Genomic DNA, 18,469 nt, shown 5'->3' on the forward strand with positions numbered 1-18,469 from the left:
AGTCCTTCCGTTCCTTCTTCGCTCAAGCCCGTGCCTGAAACGCCTGCTTGATCCGCACCTTGGGGTTGAACCGGTCGACATCGGCCTGCCGTGCGCGCGGGATGCGGCCGATCAGGGCCGCGGTGACCGAGAAGGTCGAGTGGCTCGAATGCACCAGCCAGTTGCAGCGGGCCAGCGCCATCATGTCGACCAGCGCATTGCGCGCCTCCTCGACCGGATCGGCAAACTCGCCCGAAGCGACGTGCAGCGCCTGCCCGCCCTGGGCGAGCGCCTTGTCGATCCGCAGTACGTCGGGGAAGCGCGCCAGCACCGCCTCCTCGGCTTCGGCACTGTCGGTGGCGAGGAAGATCCGCGCGTCGGGATGGGCGCGCGCGAGTTTCTCGATGGTCGCCATGATGCGCGGCAGAGGCGCCTTGCGGTCGGTGAAGCGGATGTGCACGCCGATCACCGGCGCGGTGATGTCGCGGAAGATCGCATCGACCTTCGCCGCCACCTCGGGCACCGGGCGGAAATGGCTGGCGAGGTAATCGCTGGTGACCGCGTCGATCCCCTTGCCCGCAAACGCCGGGTGACGCGCCATGCGGCCCGCGAGCCGCTTGAGCTTGGGCAGGTAGGACCAGAACACGCCCACCCGCTCGGCCGGGTCCGGACTGTTCATGGGGATCCCGAGCTTGCGGTACAGGAACGGGTCCTGGTGCTGGTTGGGGAAGTGCTGGTGGATGATGTCGGTCGGGTGATCGGCCATCCGGTCGGCCCACAGCGCCGGGGCGGTGACGGTGGCCGCGTCGAACTGGTCGACATCGCCCATCCAGCCGGCATCGAACAGCAGCGGGTAGAGGTTGACGCCGCGCTCGACATACATCCCGTCGCGCCAGTCGATGAAGGGGGTGCGATCATTGAGGCGGGCGAGCACGAGGCCGGTGATCGCGGAAAGCATGCGGTTGCCGAGCCCGCCCTTGGCCTTGATGACCAGCGCGCGGCCGGAAAAGGCGCCCTCCATGGCGGCGGCCTGCCGGGTGTGCGGCGGGGTGGGCTGGGCGAGCTGCGTCATGGCGCGGTGTCCTTGGCGTCGGGGCGGGACGGCTGGAGGGGCGAGGCAAAGCCCGGGGTGGTGGCGAGCCTGGCCAGCAGGCCGCGCTGCGGGTGGTAGCCGGACAGCCACATCCCCGGGCGCAGCGCGACATGGCGGTAGCCCTCGCTCATCTGCTTGAGGCGCGGGCGCGATCCGCCCAGCAGGCGGCCCATGACGTGGCGCTCGATCGCGGCGAGCCAGATCAGCGCTCCGGCGATGGCGGCGCGCGGGGCGGACCAGTGCTGGCGCACGAACTCCATCTTGCCGGCCGACTGGTAGAGCAGGCGCATGGGCGAGAAGCCCTCGCCGTGCCCTGCGGCATGATACCCGCTCGCGCCCGCGATGCGCCAGAAGCGGTAGCCTTGCTGCTTGAGGCGGCAGAACAGGTCGACCTCCTCGCAATAGAGGAAGAAGCGTTCGTCGAGCCCGCGGGCGGCATCCCACGCCTCGCGCGAGAACATGACGAAGCCGCCGGAGAGGACGTCGACCTCGGCATCGGTGTCGATCCCGAGGATCGGGCGGCTGGAGACCAGTGACTTGCCCAGCGCGGTACTGGCGAACTCGATCAGCGAAGGGATGGCGATGGCGTTGCCGGTATCGGGCCGCCCCTTCTTGTCGAGGGTGAGGCCGCCCCATGCGCCCGCCTCGGGGTGGGCAAGCGCGCCGTCGATCAACCGGTCGATCGAGCCGGGATGGGCCACCATGTCGGGATTGAGCAGCAAGAGCCGCGGCGCGCGGGCCTCGCGGGCGATGACATTGTTGCCGCCCGCGAAGCCGATATTGCCCTGGCTGGGCACGATCCTGACCCACGGGAACTGCGCGGCGACCAGCGCCTCGGTCGAACCGTCGCCATTGTCGATCAGCAGGGTCTCGTGGCGGTAGCGCTGGCAGGCCTGCGGGATGGCAGCGATGCAGTCCGCGATCAGCGCTGCCGAGTTATAGGCGACGATCATGATGCTGACGTCGGGCATGGTGCTGTCATCGGGCACGCGTGCGGCAGTCATTGCGGTGTCGTCCATGGGTCGTTCAGGCCTGCCGCGAGCTGAGGTCGCGGGTCCATTCCTGCGCCTTGCCGCGCGCGCGCCGCCACTTGGCGTCGGCCCGGGCGAACAGCTTCACACCCGAAAACACTGCAAGATCAAGGGGTGAGACCCCGCTGCGCAGGGCCGCGCCGACGCCACCTTTGCTGCCATGTCCGGCGAGGTAGGGGCTGGGGTGCAGGCGGTGGACTTCGGCCGTCCCGATCTGCCGCCGCGCCTCAACCCGCACCTGCTCCCCCGCCGTGCGGGGCGGGTGGACGGTGGTGAACACCGGCCGACCCTCCGCATCGCTGGCGATGTAGCGCTTCTGGCTGTCGGGAAAGCGGGTGTGGATCCACAGGTCGTCGGCGATGATCGGGGGGAACCGGCCGATCGCCTTGAGCGCGGCGCGCGACAGGCCATAGCAGCCCGCACCGCCCTTGCCTGCCGTCGCATAGGGCTGGCGCAGCCAGACGCGGTAATAGGCGCGGGCAAGCCAGTTCAGCCGCGAGAAGTCCATCCGGATCGCCGGCGCCGCCGTCATCACGCCCGGCTCGCACAGCACATTGGCGAGGGCCGCGAGCGTCACGAAACCGCATTCGACATCGGCATCGAGGTAGATGCGCGGGAAGTGGCTGGCGATGTCGTTGGCGGCGTTGATCGCGCCGGTCTTGGAGCCCTGTGGCAGATCGAGGACCTGTGCGCCAGGGACGGCGGCTCTGGCCAGTTCGACAGTGCGATCATGGCAGCCATTGGCGGCGACGATGATTTCCATCGCATGGCCGGCCGGCGCATCGCGCAAGATGGTTTCGAGGCAGCGGCCAATCACTGCCTCCTCGTTGTGGGCAGGGATAATGACCGTGAAGGCTGGATGACTGGTCATTATGCTTGTCCAATCCGGGAGCCACGGCAGCGAAAATGAGCCTTGAGAGGGCCCTTCAAGCCTTAGGTCAGCACTCCGGACAGGGCAAGCCGATGTTGCACTGCAACACCGGCTTTCGGCGCATCAGCGCGCCTTTTTGTCGCCGCCGTACTGGTAGTAGTCGTACTGGTAGCCGTAGGCCTGACCGGCCTCGAGCGCGCGATACTTGGTCAGGATCACCCCGAGCACGTTCGCGCCCGCCACGCCCAGACGCCGCACGGCGGAACGGGCCTGACCGAAAGGCAGCTTGTTCGCTTCCAGCACGAACACCGTGCCGTCGACGAGGTGCGCCAGCATCGGGGCGTCGGCGAGACCGAGTACCGGGCAGGAGTCGAAGATGATGAGCGAGTATTCCTCGCGGTACTTGGCGATGAAGTCGCGCAGTTCCTTGGAGGCGAGGATCTCGACCGGGTTGGGCGGAATCTCGCCGACCGGCAGGATCTCGAGGTTCTCGTGCACGCCCTTCACGACTGCCGCTTCCAGCTCGACATGGCCGAGCAGCACTTCGACGAAGCCCACCTTCGGACGCTCGATATCGAGCAGGCCGGCCACCGAGGGGCGCCGCAGGTCGGCGTCGATCAGCAGGGTCTTGCGACCCAGCCCGGCGAACAGTTCGGCCAGGATCACCGCAGTGGTGCTCTTGCCTTCGCTGGCCTGGCTGCTGGTCAGCTGAATCACATTGCGATTGCGCGGCATGGTGAAATCGATCGCTGCGCGGATCGAGGAATAGGCCTCCATCAGCGCGCTGAACCGGTTCGTTCCCAGCGCCTCGATATCGCGGTTTTCCACGAGGGGTGTGTGGCCGAGCAGCGGCAGGCCCATCTTCTCCTCGACCTCGTCGAGCGAGCGGATGCGATCGTCCAGCGTCTCGCGCAGCACTGCCAGCGCACCGGCAAGGGCGATACCGAACACCAGCGCAAGCCCGAGGTTCTTGAAGATGTTCGGCGCGTAGGGCGACGAGGGCACAATGGCGGCATCGAGCTTGCTGAGCATGCCCGGATCGACATTGGCCGCGCTGTTGATCTGGTTGTAGCGATCCAGCAGGGTCTTGAGCTGGTCGCGCAGGGCCTGCGCCTCGCGATCGAGCACGCTCAGTTCGACTTGCTGGTCCTGTTCGACCATGCGCGCGCCGGCAAGCGAGTTGAGCTCGGCCTCGAGCGCGCGTTCCTGCGCCTGCGCCACCAGGAACTGGCTGCGCGCGGTCGCCTTGATGTCGGCGCTGCTCCGCTCGATCTGCGCATCGAGCACCTTCAGCTGGGCTTCGAGATTGCGGATCTGCGGGAAGTCGTCGTTGTAGCGCTGGCGCAGGTCGGCAATCTGCGCGAGCTTGGCGGTGCGTTCCGCCACTACACCCTGCAAGACCAGGTTGGACTGCACTTCGGGCAGCTGCGCGGCCGGAACGTTCTGGAGCGCGCGGTAACGCTGTTCGGCCTCGATCCGCGCGGCGCGCGCATTGGCGACGCGGGCATTGATGCTCGACAGGTTGCTTGCGGTCAGCGTCGAGGGCGCAGCTCCGTCCTCGGTGCCGGCCGACTCCATGATGATGCCGCTGTTGCGTGCGTAGTCGTTCGACACCTGCTCCGCCTCGCCCAGCCGCTTGCGCGTTTCCTCGATCTGGGTCTGCAGATATTCGAGTGCATAGCTGTTGGATTGGGCCGAATTGGCCGACCCGCTGGCAACGAAGGCATCGGCATAGGCGTTGGCGATTTCGGCCGCGAGGGTCGGGCTTTCGGACTGGAAACCGATCGTGATGACCCAGTTTTCGTTGGGCACCTGAGCGACGACCGAGTCGGCGAGAATCGAGGTTGCCATCTCCTTCTTGGCCTTGAGCCATTGTTCGTCGCTCATGCCGGGCGAGCGGCCCTCGTCGACATCCTTGCCGAGCAGATCGGTGCGCGAGGCCAGATCGAGACCCTCGACGACTGTCGCGGCGAGACTGCGGCTCTTCATGACTTCGACCTGGGTCGCAAGGTAATCGTAGATCTGCGACGGCGTGAAGCCCTGCTCCACGTCCTGCCCTTCGACCACATATTGGGCAAAGGGCTTCACCGCGACCTTGGCGTCGGCCTGATACATCGGGGTGGACAGCAAGGTCACCACCAGCCCGCCGAGCAAGGCCAGCACGATGATCGAACCCACCAGCCAGCGCTGCCGGAAGAGGATGCCGCGGATTACGGCAAAATTGATCAACTGGGCACGCGGAGCAGCGTGGTAGAGCTGCCCTTCCGGCATGTAGGCATCAAGCCATGCGCCTTGGCGGGCAGGCTCTGGGGCCTCGATAAGCGGTCTTTCGTTCATGACATCAATTTTTGTTCAGGCCAGCGACCGCGAACACTCCAAAGACAGGCAGAGCCTTGAGCAGATCTTCCCAGAACACCGACAGGCCGTCGGCGCCCATCACCACGCGATCACCGGGCTGCAGCACCGGATCGAGCATCGTGCCCTGGCTCACCTGCTGGTAATCGAACTTGGCGACCATGATGCCCTGCGGGCTCTCGCGGAACACCGCGACCTGCTGCACGTTCGCGGTGCGCTTCGGTCCCTTGGCCAGCGCAATCGCCGAGGACAGGCGCGCACCGGGCTGGAAGGCATAGACACCGGGCGAATCGACCGCGCCTTCGACTGTCACGAGGTGCGAGGCGTATTCGGTGATGTTGACGCTCACCATCGGCGACTTGAGGCCGACAGCGGCGAGGCGGCGGGTCACGTCCTGTTCGAATTGCATGGCGGTCATCCCGGCAGCTGGGATCGAGCCCAGCATCGGCAGCGAGACATTGCCTTCGACCCCGACCTTCACGGCCTCGAGCGAGAATTCCGGCTCGCGGAAGACGATCACCGAGATCTGGTCCGCGGGACGCAGCAGGTAGCTGGTCGGGCGCTGGAAGCTGTAATCGCTCTGGCCGAGATCGGCACGCGGCTGCGTGACGCTGGCACCGATGATCGGATCAGGAGTGGACGCGCACCCGGCCAGCAGGACCAAAGCGGCAGCGGAAACGGCGGCTCTCCGCGCGGAATTGGATGTCAGTGATGTCACGGAACCCTCCTTCTACAGGCCTCGGTGCTTATACGTAGGAATATCGCAGTGCAACACTAATGGGTTCCGCGGGGCCGGTCTGCGAGAAAAGGTGTGCCGCGGGGGAACGGTCGGCACCATGGCATTGGCGTTGCCGAATCGCGGGCTTGCGGCAGACGCGCCATGGCTCGTCAAACTGCCGCTTGAAGCGCGCCGCGTTTGGCCGCATGGCGCGCGGCGCTCCAACTCCCGCAGAGGAAAGCAATGCCCTTCAGTCAATCAATCCTGAGTCTTTCCGCCAGCGGTCTTTACGGCTGTGTGCTGGTTGTCTGCCTCGCCGCCGCCATCACCGCGCGCGTTTCGCGGCAGCTGCCGGGGCATGTCTGGACATGGTTGCTGCTGGCGGTGTTCTTCGCGGTTCTCGTTCCGCTGCGGCTGCTGGAGGTCGAGGAAAGCGTGCGCGACAGTCTGCGCGCCGCGATGCGTGCCGAGGGCAACTATAGCGAGCGCCGCGATGTTCAGGGGCCGATCGTTGCCGCCATCATTCTCGTCGCGGGCGCAGGGGCGCTGGCGCTACTCTATCGCACGACGCGCAATGTCCGCGGTCGCCGCAACGTCGCGCGGGTCGCCGCGCTGGTCGCGGCGCTGGCGATGCTGTTCCTGATGACGCTGCGGATGATCTCGCTGCACGCAGTCGATGCGCTGCTGTACGGGCCGGTGAAGCTCAACTGGGTGATCGATCTGGGCGCCAGCCTCACTGTGCTGGGCGCGGCGGTCTACTACACCCGGCTGGTGCGCCGACAGAGCTGAATTCAGCCGCCTGCGAGGATCGCCGCGATCCGGCGACTGGCGGTGCCGTCACCATAGGGATTGTGGGCTCTGGCCATGCTCTCGTAAGCCTGACGGTCGTCGAGCAGCCGAGCGGTTTCGGCGATGATCCGCCCCGCATCGGCTCCGACGAGCCGCGCCGTGCCTGCGGCAACGCCCTCGGGCCGCTCGGTGGTGTCGCGCATCACCAGCACCGGCTTGCCGAGGCTGGGCGCTTCCTCCTGTATGCCGCCGGAATCGGTCAGCACGACGTCGCAGGCAGCCATCATCGCCACGAAATCGAGGTAGTCGAGCGGGTCGATCAGGGCGATGTTGTCGTGCCCGGAAAGCGCCGGACGCATGACTTCGACGACATTGGGATTGGGGTGGAGCGGATAGATGATCGCCACATCCTCGCGCGCGGCAAGCGCCTGTAGCGCGGCGGCGATTTCCTGCATCCCCGCGCCGAAATTCTCGCGCCGGTGCGCGGTGACGGCGATGATGCGCCTGCCCGCAAAGCGCTCCTTCAGCGGTGCGACCACCGGGGCGAGGGCCGGGTCGGCCGCGACCTTGCCTTGCGCGAACATCAGCGCGTCGATCACGGTGTTGCCGGTGATATGGATCGCGCTGTCGGCTACGTTCTCGGCCCGCAGCGCGGCGGCGGCGGTCTCGGTCGGGGCGAAGTGGAGATCGGCCACAGCGCCGGTGACCTTGCGGTTCACCTCCTCGGGCCAGGGCGAATAGATGTCACCGCTTCTGAGGCCGGCCTCGACATGGCCCACCGGAATGCGGCGGAAATAGCAGGCGAGCGTCGCCATCATGGTGGTGAGCGTGTCGCCATGCACCAGCACGCGATCGGGCTTCAGCGCATCGAGCGCCTCGCCGAAGCGGGTGACGATCCGGGCTGACAGCGCATCGAGGCTTTGCCCCGGCTGCATCAGATCGAGATCGATATCGGGCGCGATCCCTGCCATCGCCAGCACTGAATCGAGCATCTCTCGGTGCTGCGCCGTCACCGCCACGCGCACGTCGAACTGCCCGGTCTCGCGCAGCGCGAAGACCACCGGAAACATCTTGATCGCCTCGGGCCGGGTGCCGAAGGTGACGAGGATGCGGGGTTTCCCGCTGCGGGCGCTCATCGCCGGAGCATGCCCCTCGTGTCGAACACCAGCTTGCCCGCGAGATCATCGGGGCCGAGATGCTTGAAGGCGGTGTGATCGACAAGCACCACCACAATCTCCGCCGTCCGCAGAGCCGCGTCAAGCGTCACCAGCTCCGCGCCGCTCCCAGCGAGGGCCGCTGGCATGTCCTCGGTGAAAGGCTCGACCACGAGGATGCGGTTCCCGTGGGTATGTGCCAGCGCCTCGGCGATTTCGAGCGCGGGGCTTTCGCGGAAGTCGTCGATGTCGGGCTTGAAGGCGAGGCCGAGCAGCGCGATCTTGCCTTCCGGGGCGGCATCGAGCAGCGCGCAGATGCGGGCCTCGGTGTGCACCGCCTTGTGATCATTGACCTCGCGCGCGGTGCGCACCAGCCTTGCGGCCGCAGGAGCGCCGGCAACCAGGAACCACGGGTCGACCGCGATGCAGTGCCCGCCCACGCCGGGGCCGGGCTGAAGAATGTTCACGCGCGGGTGGCGGTTGGCGAGGCGGATCACGTCCCACACATCGACCCCGATCACGTCGGCGATCATCGAGAGCTCGTTGGCAAAGGCGATGTTGACGTCGCGGAACGAGTTTTCGACCAGCTTCACCGTCTCGGCCACCCGGGCGGTGGTGTAGAGGCAATCGCCCTTGACGAAGCTGGTGTAGAGCACCGCCGCACGCTCGGCGCAGGCCGGGGTGACGCCGCCGATCACCCGGTCGTTGTGCACCAGCTCGTTGACGATCCGGCCCGGCAGCACGCGCTCGGGGCAATAGGCCAGCGCGATGTCGGCCTCTTCGGTCGAACCGTCCCGCGGGACGACCAGATCGGGGCGCAACTCGCTGATGATCTCCGCCACGCGCTCGGTCGTGCCGACCGGCGAGGTGCTCTCGACGATCACGCAGGCCCCGGGCAGGATCTTGGGCGCGATCGCCCGCGCGGCGGCTTCGACATAGGAAATGTCGGGCGCATTGCCTTCACCCAGCGGGGTGGGCACGGCGATCATGTAGAAGCTCGCGGTCGGCACCTCGGTCGAGGCGACCAGCGTGCGGGCAGTGATGGCGTCATGCACCAGCTTGTCGAGATCGCGCTCCTCGATGTGGACGCCGCCGGCATTGACGGTCTCGACCACGCGCTTGGAGACGTCGACCCCGCAGACATTCCAGCCATAGCTGGCGAGCAGCGCTGCTGTCGGCAGGCCGATATAGCCCAGCCCGATCACCGCGACCTGATGGTCGGGTGCCGGATGAAGGCCGGCCTCGATGCCGAGCGCGGCGGCTGTCTTGAAAGGAGCATTCATGTTGTCACGGTCCCGCGTTTGCGAGCGGGACCATGGCCGCAAAGCCCTTAAAAACGCGTTAGGCTTGCCGGTTCTTTACCACGCGGGCTGCGCCGGTGTCAGAGCGGGCGGTTCTCGATGAAGGCCGCGAGCGCTGCATGAAGCTGCTGCGCGGTGGGCGAGCGGGTGGCCGACCAGTCGGTGAGCGCGAGGCCCTCGGCTATGCGCGGTTCGAGCTCGCTCTCGTCAGCGGCGACCAGAATGCCCGGTCGTCCTGCCAGCTTGCCCACAGTCGCCAGCTGGTGATCATTGCGGTGTTCACCGAGATCCGCGCGGCGCGGCATCAGCAGGATCGGCTTGGCGCAGCGCGCAGCGGTCAGCACCGTGCCGATCCCGGCATGGGCGACAACCAGCCGCGCCTCGCCCATCAGAGCCTCGAACTCGGCCGGCGCGATCTTGACCCGCGCCTCCATGTTGCGCGGCTGATACGAACCCTTGCCGGTCTGCGCGATCACCGGCATCCCGAGGCTCGGCGCGAGCGCGTCCATCGCGGCGATCAGCCGGTCGAAGCCCAGCTGCATTCCCACCGTGACGATGATCACAGCACCGCCCCGAAATAGCGCGGACGATCAGGGCCGGCGAGGTGCTCCCACTGGGTCCAGCACTGGTGCGCGAAACGCTTCGACAGCTTGCCGCACATCGACAGCTCCTCGCCATTGGCGACGGAATCGATCCATAGCGTGCGCGCGCCGATCAGGCGGCCCGCGAGGATGCAGAAGAACCCGGGCGCGGCGCCGGTCGATAGGATCACCTTGGGGCGATGCTTGAGCACCACCCACAGTGCCACCAGCGCGCACAGCGCCGACCGGACCGGCATGTTCTGGTTGCAGTCGGGCAGGCTCTCGACATCGGCGATGCCGTGTTGAGCCGCGACCGCCGGTTCGGTGGTGGCAAAGCGGATGTCGTATTGCGCCAGCGTCGGGCGCAGCAGCATCAGCTGTTCCCAGTGTCCCCCGCCCGAGGCAACGGCGAGCACCCTGATGCTGTCTTTGCCCATCGCTGGCGAGATCCCGCTTGTTGCGCCGCACAATCGCGTGGCTGCGGGCCTATGAGCAAGCGGGCGGGGCTGTCAATCGCCCTGCGCCAGGCGCGCAACCTCGGCCAGCACCGGCGCAGCCCATTCGCCGCGGCAGATCAGCAGATCGGGCATGTAGGTGTCCGGCTGGTTGTAGACCAGCAACGACCCGTCGATGCGCGAACAATGAAGCCCGTATGCGGCGGCAACCGCCACCGGCGCGCAGCTGTCCCATTCGTACTGTCCGCCGGAATGGAGATAGACTTCCGCCTCGCCCCGCACCACCGCCATGGCCTTGGCGCCGGCGCTGCCCATCGGCACCAGTTCGCCGTCAAGCGCGGCAGCGACGGCTTGCGCTTCGGCGGCGGGGCGCGTGCGGCTGACGAGGAAGCGCGGGCGCGGTGCCATCGGGGCAAGCGGGTGCGGCTGGTCGGAGCGCAGCACCACCTCGCCTGCCAGTCCCGGCAAGGCGACCGCGCCATGCACCGGCACGCCGTCTACTGCGAGCGCGACATGCACCGCCCAGTCGGCGCGGCCTTCGGAGTATTCGCGCGTGCCGTCGACCGGATCGATGATCCATACCCGTGACTTGGCGAGGCGCGCGGGATTGTCCTTCTCCTCTTCGGACAGGAGCCCGTCATCGGGCCGAGCGGCGCGGATCGCTTCGCACAGGAAGCGGTTGGCCTCGCGGTCGCCCTCATCGCCGAGCGGCTTGCCAGCCAGCCCCGAGCCCTCGCGCACCGCCGTCAGCAGGCGTCCCGCCTCGAGGGCGAGCTGTGCCGCGAGCGCGGCGTCATCAAGCTCTGCAAGGTTCATTTGAGCGGCAGGATCCTGTCGATGATGTAGCGTGCCGCTTCCTCGGGGGTCATGTCCACGGTGTTGACGCGGATTTCCGGATTCTCGGGGGGTTCGTAGGGGCTGTCGATCCCGGTGAAGTTCTTGAGCTTGCCTTCCCGCGCCTTCTTGTAGAGGCCCTTCACATCGCGCCCTTCGGCGACTTCGAGCGGGGTGTCGACGAAGATCTCGACGAATTCGCCCTCGGGCAGCATGTCGCGCACCATCTGCCGTTCGGCCCGGAACGGCGAGATGAACGCGGTGAGCACGATCAGCCCGGCATCCGCCATCAGCTTGGCGACTTCGCCCACGCGGCGGATGTTCTCGATCCGGTCTGCCTCGGTGAAGCCCAAATCGCGGTTGAGGCCGTGACGGACATTGTCCCCGTCGAGCAGAAAGGTGTGGCGGTTCATCACGAACAGCTGCTTTTCGACCTCGTTGGCGATGGTCGACTTGCCGCTGCCCGAAAGGCCGGTGAACCACAGCACCCGCGGGGTCTGGTTCTTCATCCCCGCGTGATCCTCGCGGGTGATGCTGACCGGCTGCCAATGGACGTTCTCCGCCCGGCGCAGACTGAAGGCGATCATCCCGGCAGCGACGGTGGCGTTGGTGTACTTGTCGATCAGGATGAACCCGCCAAGCTGGCGGTTCGTCTCATAGGGCTCGAAGGTGATCGGCCGGTCGGTGGCGAATTCGGCCACGCCGATGCTGTTGAGCCCGAGCGTCCTTGCGGCAAGGTGCTCGCGGCTGTTGACGTCGATCTCGTATTTGGGCGGCTGGATCGTCGCAGTGACGGTCTGGGTGCCGAGCTTGAGCCAGTAGCCGCGACCGGGCTTCAAGGCCTCCTCGTCCATCCACACGAAGGTGGCGCAGAACTGGTCGGAGGCCTGCGGCGGATCGCCAGCGGCCGCGATCACGTCGCCGCGGCTGCAATCGACCTCGTCGGCAAGGCTGATGGTGACCGACTGGCCGGCGACGGCCTCGTCGAGTTCGCCATCGAAAGTGGTGATGCTCTTGACCGTGCTGGTCTTGCCCGAAGGCACGATCCGCACCGGATCGCCGACCCGCACAGTGCCGCTCGCGATCAGCCCGGCAAAGCCGCGGAAGTCGAGATTGGGGCGGTTGACCCACTGCACCGGCATCCGGAACGGCTGGGCCTGCTCGGCGGCGTTGTCGACATCCACGCTCTCGAGGTGCTCGATCAGCGCCGGTCCGGCATACCACGGGGTGTTGGCCGAGAGCGCGGTGATGTTGTCCCCCTTGAAGCCCGAAATCGGGATCGCGGTGAAATCCGTGATGCCGATCCCTTCGGCAAAGGCGCGGTAATCGGCAACGATCGCATCGAAAGTCGCCTGATCATAGCCGACGAGGTCCATCTTGTTCACCGCCAGCACCACGTGGCGGATGCCGATCAGGTGGACGAGCCAGGAATGGCGGCGGGTCTGCTGCAACACGCCCTTCCTCGCATCGACGAGGATGACGGCGAGATCGGCAGTCGAGGCGCCGGTCACCATGTTACGGGTATATTGCTCGTGGCCGGGCGTATCGGCGACGATGAACTTGCGCTTTTCGGTGGTGAAAAAGCGGTAGGCGACGTCGATCGTGATGCCCTGCTCGCGCTCGGCCGCAAGTCCATCGACCAGCAGCGCGAAGTCGATCTCCTCGCCCTGTGTGCCGTGCTTGATGCTGTCGCTTTCCAGCGCGGCGAGCTGATCTTCGAAGATCATCTTGGAATCGTAGAGCAGCCGTCCGATCAGGGTGGACTTGCCATCATCCACGCTGCCGCAAGTGATGAAGCGCAGCAGGCTCTTGTGCTGGTGCGCGTGCAGATAGGCGTCGATATCCTCGGCGATGAGCGCGTCGGTCTGGAAGGAGGAGGGGGTGTTCATCAGAAATACCCCTCCTGCTTCTTGTCTTCCATCGAGGCTGATTGCCCCTTGTCGATCGCGCGGCCCTGCCGTTCGGAACTGGTGGCGAGCAGCATTTCCTGGATGAAGTGGCTCATCTCGGTCGCCTCGCTGACGGTCGCGCCGGTGAGCGGATAGCAGCCCAGCGTGCGGAAGCGGACCGAGCGGGTCACCGGTTCCTCGCCCGCCTCCAGCCGGAAGCGCTCGTCATCGACGACGAGGATCATGCCGTCGCGCTCCACCGTCGGGCGCGGTTTGGCGAAGTAAAGCGGCACGATGTCGATGTTCTCGAGCGCGATGTACTGCCAGATGTCGAGCTCGGTCCAGTTGGACAGCGGGAAGACGCGGATGCTCTCCCCCTTGGCTTTCTTGGCGTTGTAGAGGTTCCACAGCTCGGGGCGCTGGTTCTTGGGGTCCCAGCGGTGGGCGGCGGTGCGGAAGGAGAAGATGCGCTCCTTGGCGCGGGCCTTTTCCTCGTCGCGCCGCCCGCCGCCGAAGGCTGCATCAAAGCCGTGGGCGGTGAGCGCGCGCTTCAGGGGATCGGTCAGCTGCGCCTGCGAATAGAGCGCGCTGCCGGTGTCGAAGGGGTTGATGCCCTGCGCCTCGGCGTCCTCGTTCTGGGCGATGATCAGCTTCAGCCCATATTCGCGCACGGTCCGGTCGCGGTGCACGAGCAGGTCCTGGAAATCCCACCCGCTCGCCACGTGCAGCATCGGGAAAGGCGGCGGCGCGGGGTAGAAGGCCTTGCGCGCCAGATGCAGCATCACCGAGGAATCCTTGCCCACCGAATAGAGCATTACCGGGTTCTCGGCCTCGGCCACGACCTCGCGAAAGATATGGATGCTCTCGGCTTCGAGCCGCTCGAGATGGGTCAGATTGCGCATGGCGGTGCAGCTATACGCTGCTGCGCCAGCGACAAGCAATTTTGCCTTTCCCTGCGCAAGGCGGGGCTTGGGTCACCGGCTAGCCATCTCGGCACTTGCCCTCGGCCTGCGCCCGCGTCAGAGACAGGCGCAAAGGGAGAGACACATGAACCAGCCATCAGGGCCGCTGACCGGCCTCAAGGTCATCGAATTCAGCGGCATCGGCCCGGGGCCGCACGTCGCGATGCTGCTTGCCGATCTCGGCGCGGAAGTGGTGCGGATCGACCGCCCCGGCGCGGTGGTTTCCAACCCGGTGGTCGAGCGCGCACGCCACCGGGTCGGCATCGATCTCAAGAGCGAGGAAGGCAAGGCCTTCTGCCGCGAGGCTGCGGCCAAGGCGGACGTGCTGATCGAGGGTTTCCGTCCGGGTGTGATGGAGCGGCTGGGTCTGGGGCCGGACGAGCTGCTCGCGCTCAATCCGGGCCTTGTCTATGCCCGCATGACCGGCTGGGGCCAGGACGGCCCGCTGGCGCACGCCGCTGGGCACGACATCAACTACATCGCCATCACCGGGGCGCTTTCGGCGGTCGGCAAGGCGGGCGAGACCGCTACGCCGCCGCAGAACCTCGTCGGCGATTTCGGCGGCGGCTCGATGTATTGCGCCTTCGGGATCATGGCCGCGCTCTACGAGCGTGAACGCTCGGGCAAGGGGCAGGTTGTCGATGCCGCGATCGTCGACGGGGCGACCAGCCTGATGAGCTTCTTCTTCGGCGTGCGCGGGCGGCCCTTCATCACCACCGAGCGCGGCAAGGGGATGCTGGGCGGAGCGGCGCATTTCTACCGCTGCTTCAAGTGCGCCGACGGCAAGGAAATCTCGCTCGGCGCGATCGAGAGCCAGTTCTACGCCGAACTGATCGCCAAGGCCGGCGCGCCGGAGGAACTGGCGCAGGGCCAGATGAACCCCGCCAACTGGGACGACTACGCCGACAAGCTGGCCGCGCTGTTCCTGACCAAGACGCAAGCCGAATGGTGCGAACTGCTCGAAGGCTCGGACGCGTGCTTTGCGCCGGTGCTCGAACTCGACGAGGCACGCGAGCATCCGCACATGAAAGCGCGCGCGGCCTATGTCGAACACGAGGGCGAATGGCACACCGCCCCGGCACCGCGCTTCAGTCGCACGCCGGGCGCTGTCCGCTCGAGCGCGGATGACGGGGCCGATGTGGTGGCCCGCTGGGCTACGAGTGCCTGATGGCGGGCCGCTATTTCGACCAGTGGCAGGTGGGCGACCGGATCGAGCATGAGATCCGGCGCACCGTCACCGAGACCGACAACCTGCTGTTCTCGACCATGACCCACAACCCGCAGCCGCTCCACCTCGATGTGGAGGCGGCGAAGGCCAGCGGGTTCGGGCAGATCCTCGTCAATTCCACCTTCACCTTCAGCCTGCTGGTCGGGCTGTCGGTGGGCGACACGACGCTCGGCACGCTGGTCGCCAATCTCGGCTTCGACAAGGTGGTGACGCCCAATCCGGTGTTCATCGGCGACACGCTGCGGGCGTCGAGCGAGGTCAAGGAACTGCGCGCCAGCAAGTCGCGCCCGGATGCCGGGATCGTCACCTTCATCCACGAAATGCATAACCAGCGCGGCGAAGTGGTGTGCCGCTGCGAGCGTTCCGCGCTGCTTCACCGCACACCGGCAGCTTGACGAAAGCCGCGCTGCCCGCGCACAGTCGCGGCAGAGAGACGAGGGGAGACAATCCATGCGCAAGACATGGACTATGGGGGCCGGGCTTGCAGCCGCAAGCCTGATGGCACTGACACTGGCCGGATGCAGCGGCGAAGGGGCGCTTGATCCGGCCCAGACCGGCAATGGCGAGGATACGATCAAGCTCGCCGAGTTCCCCGACCGACCCTATTGGGGCGACACGCACCTCCACACCGACAATTCGATCGACGCCTTCGGCTTCGGCGTGAGGCTCGGGCCGGAGGAGGCGCTGCGCTTCGCGCGCGGCGAGGCCGTCACCGCCACCACCGGCGGCAAGGCGCAGCTCGACCGTCCGCTCGATTTCCTCGTGATTGCTGACCACTCCGACGGCCTCGGTGCGACGCGGCGGCTCTATGATGCGCCGCGCTGGTACGTGAAGTGGGTGATCGGCGACGAGACAGTACTGCGCTGGTACGACATGATGCACGAAGGGCCCGAAGGGTCGCAGCGTGCCATGGCGGAACTGATCACCGCTGCCGCCAACCAGACCTTGCCCCCGGCCCTGAGCGATCCCGAGCGCGCCCGCGAAGGCACCGAGGACATCTGGAACACCCAGCTCGGCCTGCTCGATCGCTACAACGAACCGGGCGTGTTCACCGCCTTTGCCGGGTTCGAGTGGACGCTGATGCCCGACGGCAACAATCTCCACCGCGTCGTCATGTTCCGCGACGGCAGCGATCGCACCCGCCAGACCCTGCCGATCCAGGGGATCGACATGAGCGTCGAACAGCTGTGGGACTACATGGCCGGATACGAGAAGAAAACCGGCGGCAAGGTGCTGGCGATCCCGCACAATTCGAATGTTTCCAACGGTCTGATGTTCGAGACGACCATGGCCGATGGCTCGCCGATGACCGCCGAATATGCCGCAAGGCGCGCGGCGGCCGAGCCTGTGGTCGAGGTGACCCAGATCAAGGGCGACAGCGAGACCCACCCCTTCCTCTCGCCCAATGACGAGATGGCAGGCTTCGGGGTGAAGGGCTGGGAACTCGGCAACCTGCCGCTCACCGCCACCAGCACGCCCGACATGTATGCCGGCTCCTACGCCCGCTCGGCGCTGCTGCGCGGGCTTTCGCTGGAGGCGCGGCTGGGTGTGAACCCCTATGCCTTCGGGATGATCGGATCGACCGACAGCCACACCGGGCTGGCGACCGGGGACGAGGACAACTTCTTCGGCAAGCACACCGGCAACGAACCGGCCTACAAGGACCGGGCGATGCAGCCGCAGAACCTCGGCACGCGGCAGGGGCGGTTCGGCTGGCATTACCTCGCGGGCGGCTATGCCGCGGCCTGGGCGCGGGGCAACACCCGCGCGGAGATCTTCGATGCCTTCAAGCGGCGCGAGGTCTATGCCACCACGGGTCCGCGCATGACGGTGCGGATCTTCGGCGGGTTCGACTTCTCGGACAAGGACTGGAGCGGCGACTGGGTGCGCGCGGGCTATACGCGCGGGGTGCCGATGGGCGGCGAGCTGATCGACAAGGGCAGCGCGCCGACCTTCCTTATCAGTGCTCTCAAGGATCCCGACGGCGCCAATCTTGACCGGGTTCAGGTGATCAAGGGCTGGATCGATGCCAGCGGCGCCATGCAGGAGCAGGTCTATGATGTCGTATGGAGCGACATGGACAAGCGCCCTCGCACGGCCAGGGGCCTGACGCCTGTGGGCGATACCGTCGATCGCAAGAAGGCGACCTACACCAACTCGATCGGCGCTCCCGAACTGCGCACCACCTGGACCGATCCCGATTACGCCAAGGGCCAGCGCGCCTTCTATTACGTGCGCGTGCTCGAAATCCCCACGCCGCGCTGGACCTTGTTCGATGCGGTGCGCTTCGGTTTCGAACTGACGGGTGATGCGCTGAAGGATGCCGTCGCGCAGGAGCGCGCCTACACCTCGCCGATCTGGCTGAAGCCGCAGGGCTCAAAATCGCAGGGCAAGGGAACGACGTGAGGCTTGAAGGCTGGGCCCGCGAGCCGCTGGTCCATTTTCTCGGGCTTGGTGCATTGCTCTATGTCGCGCTGACATGGGGCGGTGCGCCGCCCGATCCTGCGTCCCGCGTGATCACAGTCGATGTGGCCCAGAAAGCCCAACTGGCGCTCGGTTTCGAGCGAGTGATGGGCCGCGCGCCGACCGATGCCGAACTGGACGAGCGGATCGCGCGGTACGTGCGCGAGGAAGTGCTCTATCGCGAGGCGCTGCGGCTGGGGCTCGATGCTGAAGATGCGGTGGTGCGCCAGCGCATGGTGGCCAAGATGGACCTGACCGCAGGCGGAGCCGCCGAACTGGCCGAGCCTGACGAGGCTGCCTTGCGCGCTTTCTACAAAGCCAATCGGGCGCGCTATGCCGGGTCTCAGGTGGTGAGCTTCGAGCAGAAGCTGTTTTCGAACGCTTCAGCGGCCCGAGCCGCGCTTGCGGCCTCAGCGAGGCCGGGCGAACCTAGCAGTCTTCCTGGCACCATGAGCGGCACGCCGATGCGCGAGATCGCAGCGCGCTTTGGCCAGCAATTTGCCGAGGGGCTGGAAGGGCTGCGGGTGGATGGCCAATGGCAGGGCCCGATCCCGTCGGGCTTCGGCTGGCACATTGTCCGCGTCACCGGAAGGGCTGAAGAAGCGCCCGATTTCGACACGCTGCGCCCGCGCCTCGCCAATGACTGGCGCGCCGACCAGATCGCGCGGCGCAAGCAGCGCGCTTACGACATCCTGCGCAGCGCCTACCGGATCGATATTGCCAAGTGAGAGCTCTTGTGCGCAGCCTGCTGGCGCTTTGCCTAGCA

At 66.6% G+C, this 18,469-nt stretch carries 17 protein-coding genes; 5 read left to right on the top strand and 12 right to left on the bottom strand.

Annotated features, from left to right (window positions below; translation table 11 throughout):
* Positions 1-22: 22 nt before the first annotated feature.
* From D620_RS0111535 to D620_RS0111555, 5 genes are all read right to left on the bottom strand, one after another.
* On the bottom strand, positions 23-1,051 hold the full coding sequence (locus tag D620_RS0111535; protein ID WP_017665969.1) for a nodulation protein NodZ: 1,029 nt from the start codon (positions 1,049-1,051) through the stop codon (positions 23-25).
* On the bottom strand, positions 1,048-2,091 hold the full coding sequence (locus D620_RS0111540) for a glycosyltransferase family 2 protein (RefSeq protein ID WP_017665970.1): 1,044 nt from the start codon (positions 2,089-2,091) through the stop codon (positions 1,048-1,050). Before D620_RS0111540 ends, D620_RS0111535 begins: the two co-directional genes overlap by 4 nt.
* A 7-nt stretch (positions 2,092-2,098) precedes the next feature.
* Positions 2,099-2,974, bottom strand: a complete 876-nt coding sequence (locus tag D620_RS0111545) for a glycosyltransferase (RefSeq protein WP_017665971.1) — start codon at positions 2,972-2,974, stop codon at positions 2,099-2,101.
* 123 nt (positions 2,975-3,097) lie between these two features.
* Positions 3,098-5,311 carry a GumC family protein gene (locus D620_RS0111550; protein ID WP_017665972.1) on the bottom strand — a complete coding sequence of 738 codons (2,214 nt, stop codon included), beginning with the start codon at positions 5,309-5,311 and terminating at the stop codon, positions 3,098-3,100.
* A 4-nt stretch (positions 5,312-5,315) separates the two neighbouring features.
* The gene (locus D620_RS0111555; RefSeq protein WP_233992063.1) at positions 5,316-6,047 is read right to left on the bottom strand and encodes a polysaccharide biosynthesis/export family protein; all 732 of its coding nucleotides are present in this window, start codon (positions 6,045-6,047) and stop codon (positions 5,316-5,318) included.
* A 297-nt stretch (positions 6,048-6,344) separates the two neighbouring features.
* Between D620_RS0111555 and D620_RS0111560 the strand changes: the two genes are divergently transcribed.
* Positions 6,345-6,836 carry a hypothetical protein gene (locus D620_RS0111560; protein WP_017665974.1) on the top strand — a complete coding sequence of 164 codons (492 nt, stop codon included), beginning with the start codon at positions 6,345-6,347 and terminating at the stop codon, positions 6,834-6,836.
* A gap of 2 nt (positions 6,837-6,838) precedes the next feature.
* On the opposite strand, the gene wecB is transcribed toward D620_RS0111560, so the two are convergent.
* The 7 genes from wecB to cysD all read right to left on the bottom strand — a co-directional run bounded on the left by wecB (position 6,839) and on the right by cysD (position 13,952).
* The gene (wecB, locus tag D620_RS0111565) at positions 6,839-7,972 is read right to left on the bottom strand and encodes a non-hydrolyzing UDP-N-acetylglucosamine 2-epimerase (RefSeq protein WP_017665975.1); all 1,134 of its coding nucleotides are present in this window, start codon (positions 7,970-7,972) and stop codon (positions 6,839-6,841) included.
* Positions 7,969-9,273, bottom strand: a complete 1,305-nt coding sequence (gene wecC / locus D620_RS0111570; protein ID WP_017665976.1) for a UDP-N-acetyl-D-mannosamine dehydrogenase — start codon at positions 9,271-9,273, stop codon at positions 7,969-7,971. The genes wecB and wecC overlap by 4 nt, the downstream gene beginning before the upstream one ends.
* Positions 9,274-9,371: 98 nt before the next feature.
* Positions 9,372-9,854, bottom strand: a complete 483-nt coding sequence (locus D620_RS0111575) for a glycosyltransferase (protein ID WP_017665977.1) — start codon at positions 9,852-9,854, stop codon at positions 9,372-9,374.
* Positions 9,851-10,309 (bottom strand): hypothetical protein, encoded by a 459-nt coding sequence (locus tag D620_RS0111580; protein WP_017665978.1) that lies wholly within the window; start codon positions 10,307-10,309, stop codon positions 9,851-9,853. Before D620_RS0111580 ends, D620_RS0111575 begins: the two co-directional genes overlap by 4 nt.
* 72 nt (positions 10,310-10,381) lie before the next feature.
* Complete coding sequence (locus tag D620_RS15305; RefSeq protein WP_017665979.1) at positions 10,382-11,143, bottom strand: 3'(2'),5'-bisphosphate nucleotidase CysQ; 762 nt, start codon at positions 11,141-11,143, stop codon at positions 10,382-10,384.
* Positions 11,140-13,050: a sulfate adenylyltransferase subunit CysN gene (gene cysN / locus D620_RS0111595; protein WP_017665980.1), complete on the bottom strand. Its 1,911-nt coding sequence runs from the start codon at positions 13,048-13,050 to the stop codon at positions 11,140-11,142. The genes D620_RS15305 and cysN overlap by 4 nt, the downstream gene beginning before the upstream one ends.
* Positions 13,050-13,952, bottom strand: coding sequence for a sulfate adenylyltransferase subunit CysD (cysD, locus tag D620_RS0111600; RefSeq protein ID WP_017665981.1), 903 nt, complete (start codon positions 13,950-13,952; stop codon positions 13,050-13,052). The genes cysN and cysD overlap by 1 nt, the downstream gene beginning before the upstream one ends.
* Positions 13,953-14,097: 145 nt before the next feature.
* Between cysD and D620_RS0111605 the strand changes: the two genes are divergently transcribed.
* From D620_RS0111605 to D620_RS0111620, 4 genes are all read left to right on the top strand, one after another.
* The gene (locus D620_RS0111605; RefSeq protein ID WP_017665982.1) at positions 14,098-15,180 is read left to right on the top strand and encodes a CaiB/BaiF CoA transferase family protein; all 1,083 of its coding nucleotides are present in this window, start codon (positions 14,098-14,100) and stop codon (positions 15,178-15,180) included.
* The gene (locus tag D620_RS0111610) at positions 15,180-15,635 is read left to right on the top strand and encodes a MaoC family dehydratase (protein ID WP_017665983.1); all 456 of its coding nucleotides are present in this window, start codon (positions 15,180-15,182) and stop codon (positions 15,633-15,635) included. Before D620_RS0111605 ends, D620_RS0111610 begins: the two co-directional genes overlap by 1 nt.
* Positions 15,636-15,738: 103 nt before the next feature.
* Positions 15,739-17,646, top strand: a complete 1,908-nt coding sequence (locus D620_RS0111615; protein ID WP_233992064.1) for a DUF3604 domain-containing protein — start codon at positions 15,739-15,741, stop codon at positions 17,644-17,646.
* The gene (locus D620_RS0111620; RefSeq protein ID WP_017665985.1) at positions 17,643-18,431 is read left to right on the top strand and encodes a peptidyl-prolyl cis-trans isomerase; all 789 of its coding nucleotides are present in this window, start codon (positions 17,643-17,645) and stop codon (positions 18,429-18,431) included. The genes D620_RS0111615 and D620_RS0111620 overlap by 4 nt, the downstream gene beginning before the upstream one ends.
* Positions 18,432-18,469 lie beyond the last annotated feature (38 nt).

The organism is Porphyrobacter sp. AAP82 (assembly GCF_000331285.1).
Taxonomy (GTDB): domain Bacteria; phylum Pseudomonadota; class Alphaproteobacteria; order Sphingomonadales; family Sphingomonadaceae; genus Erythrobacter.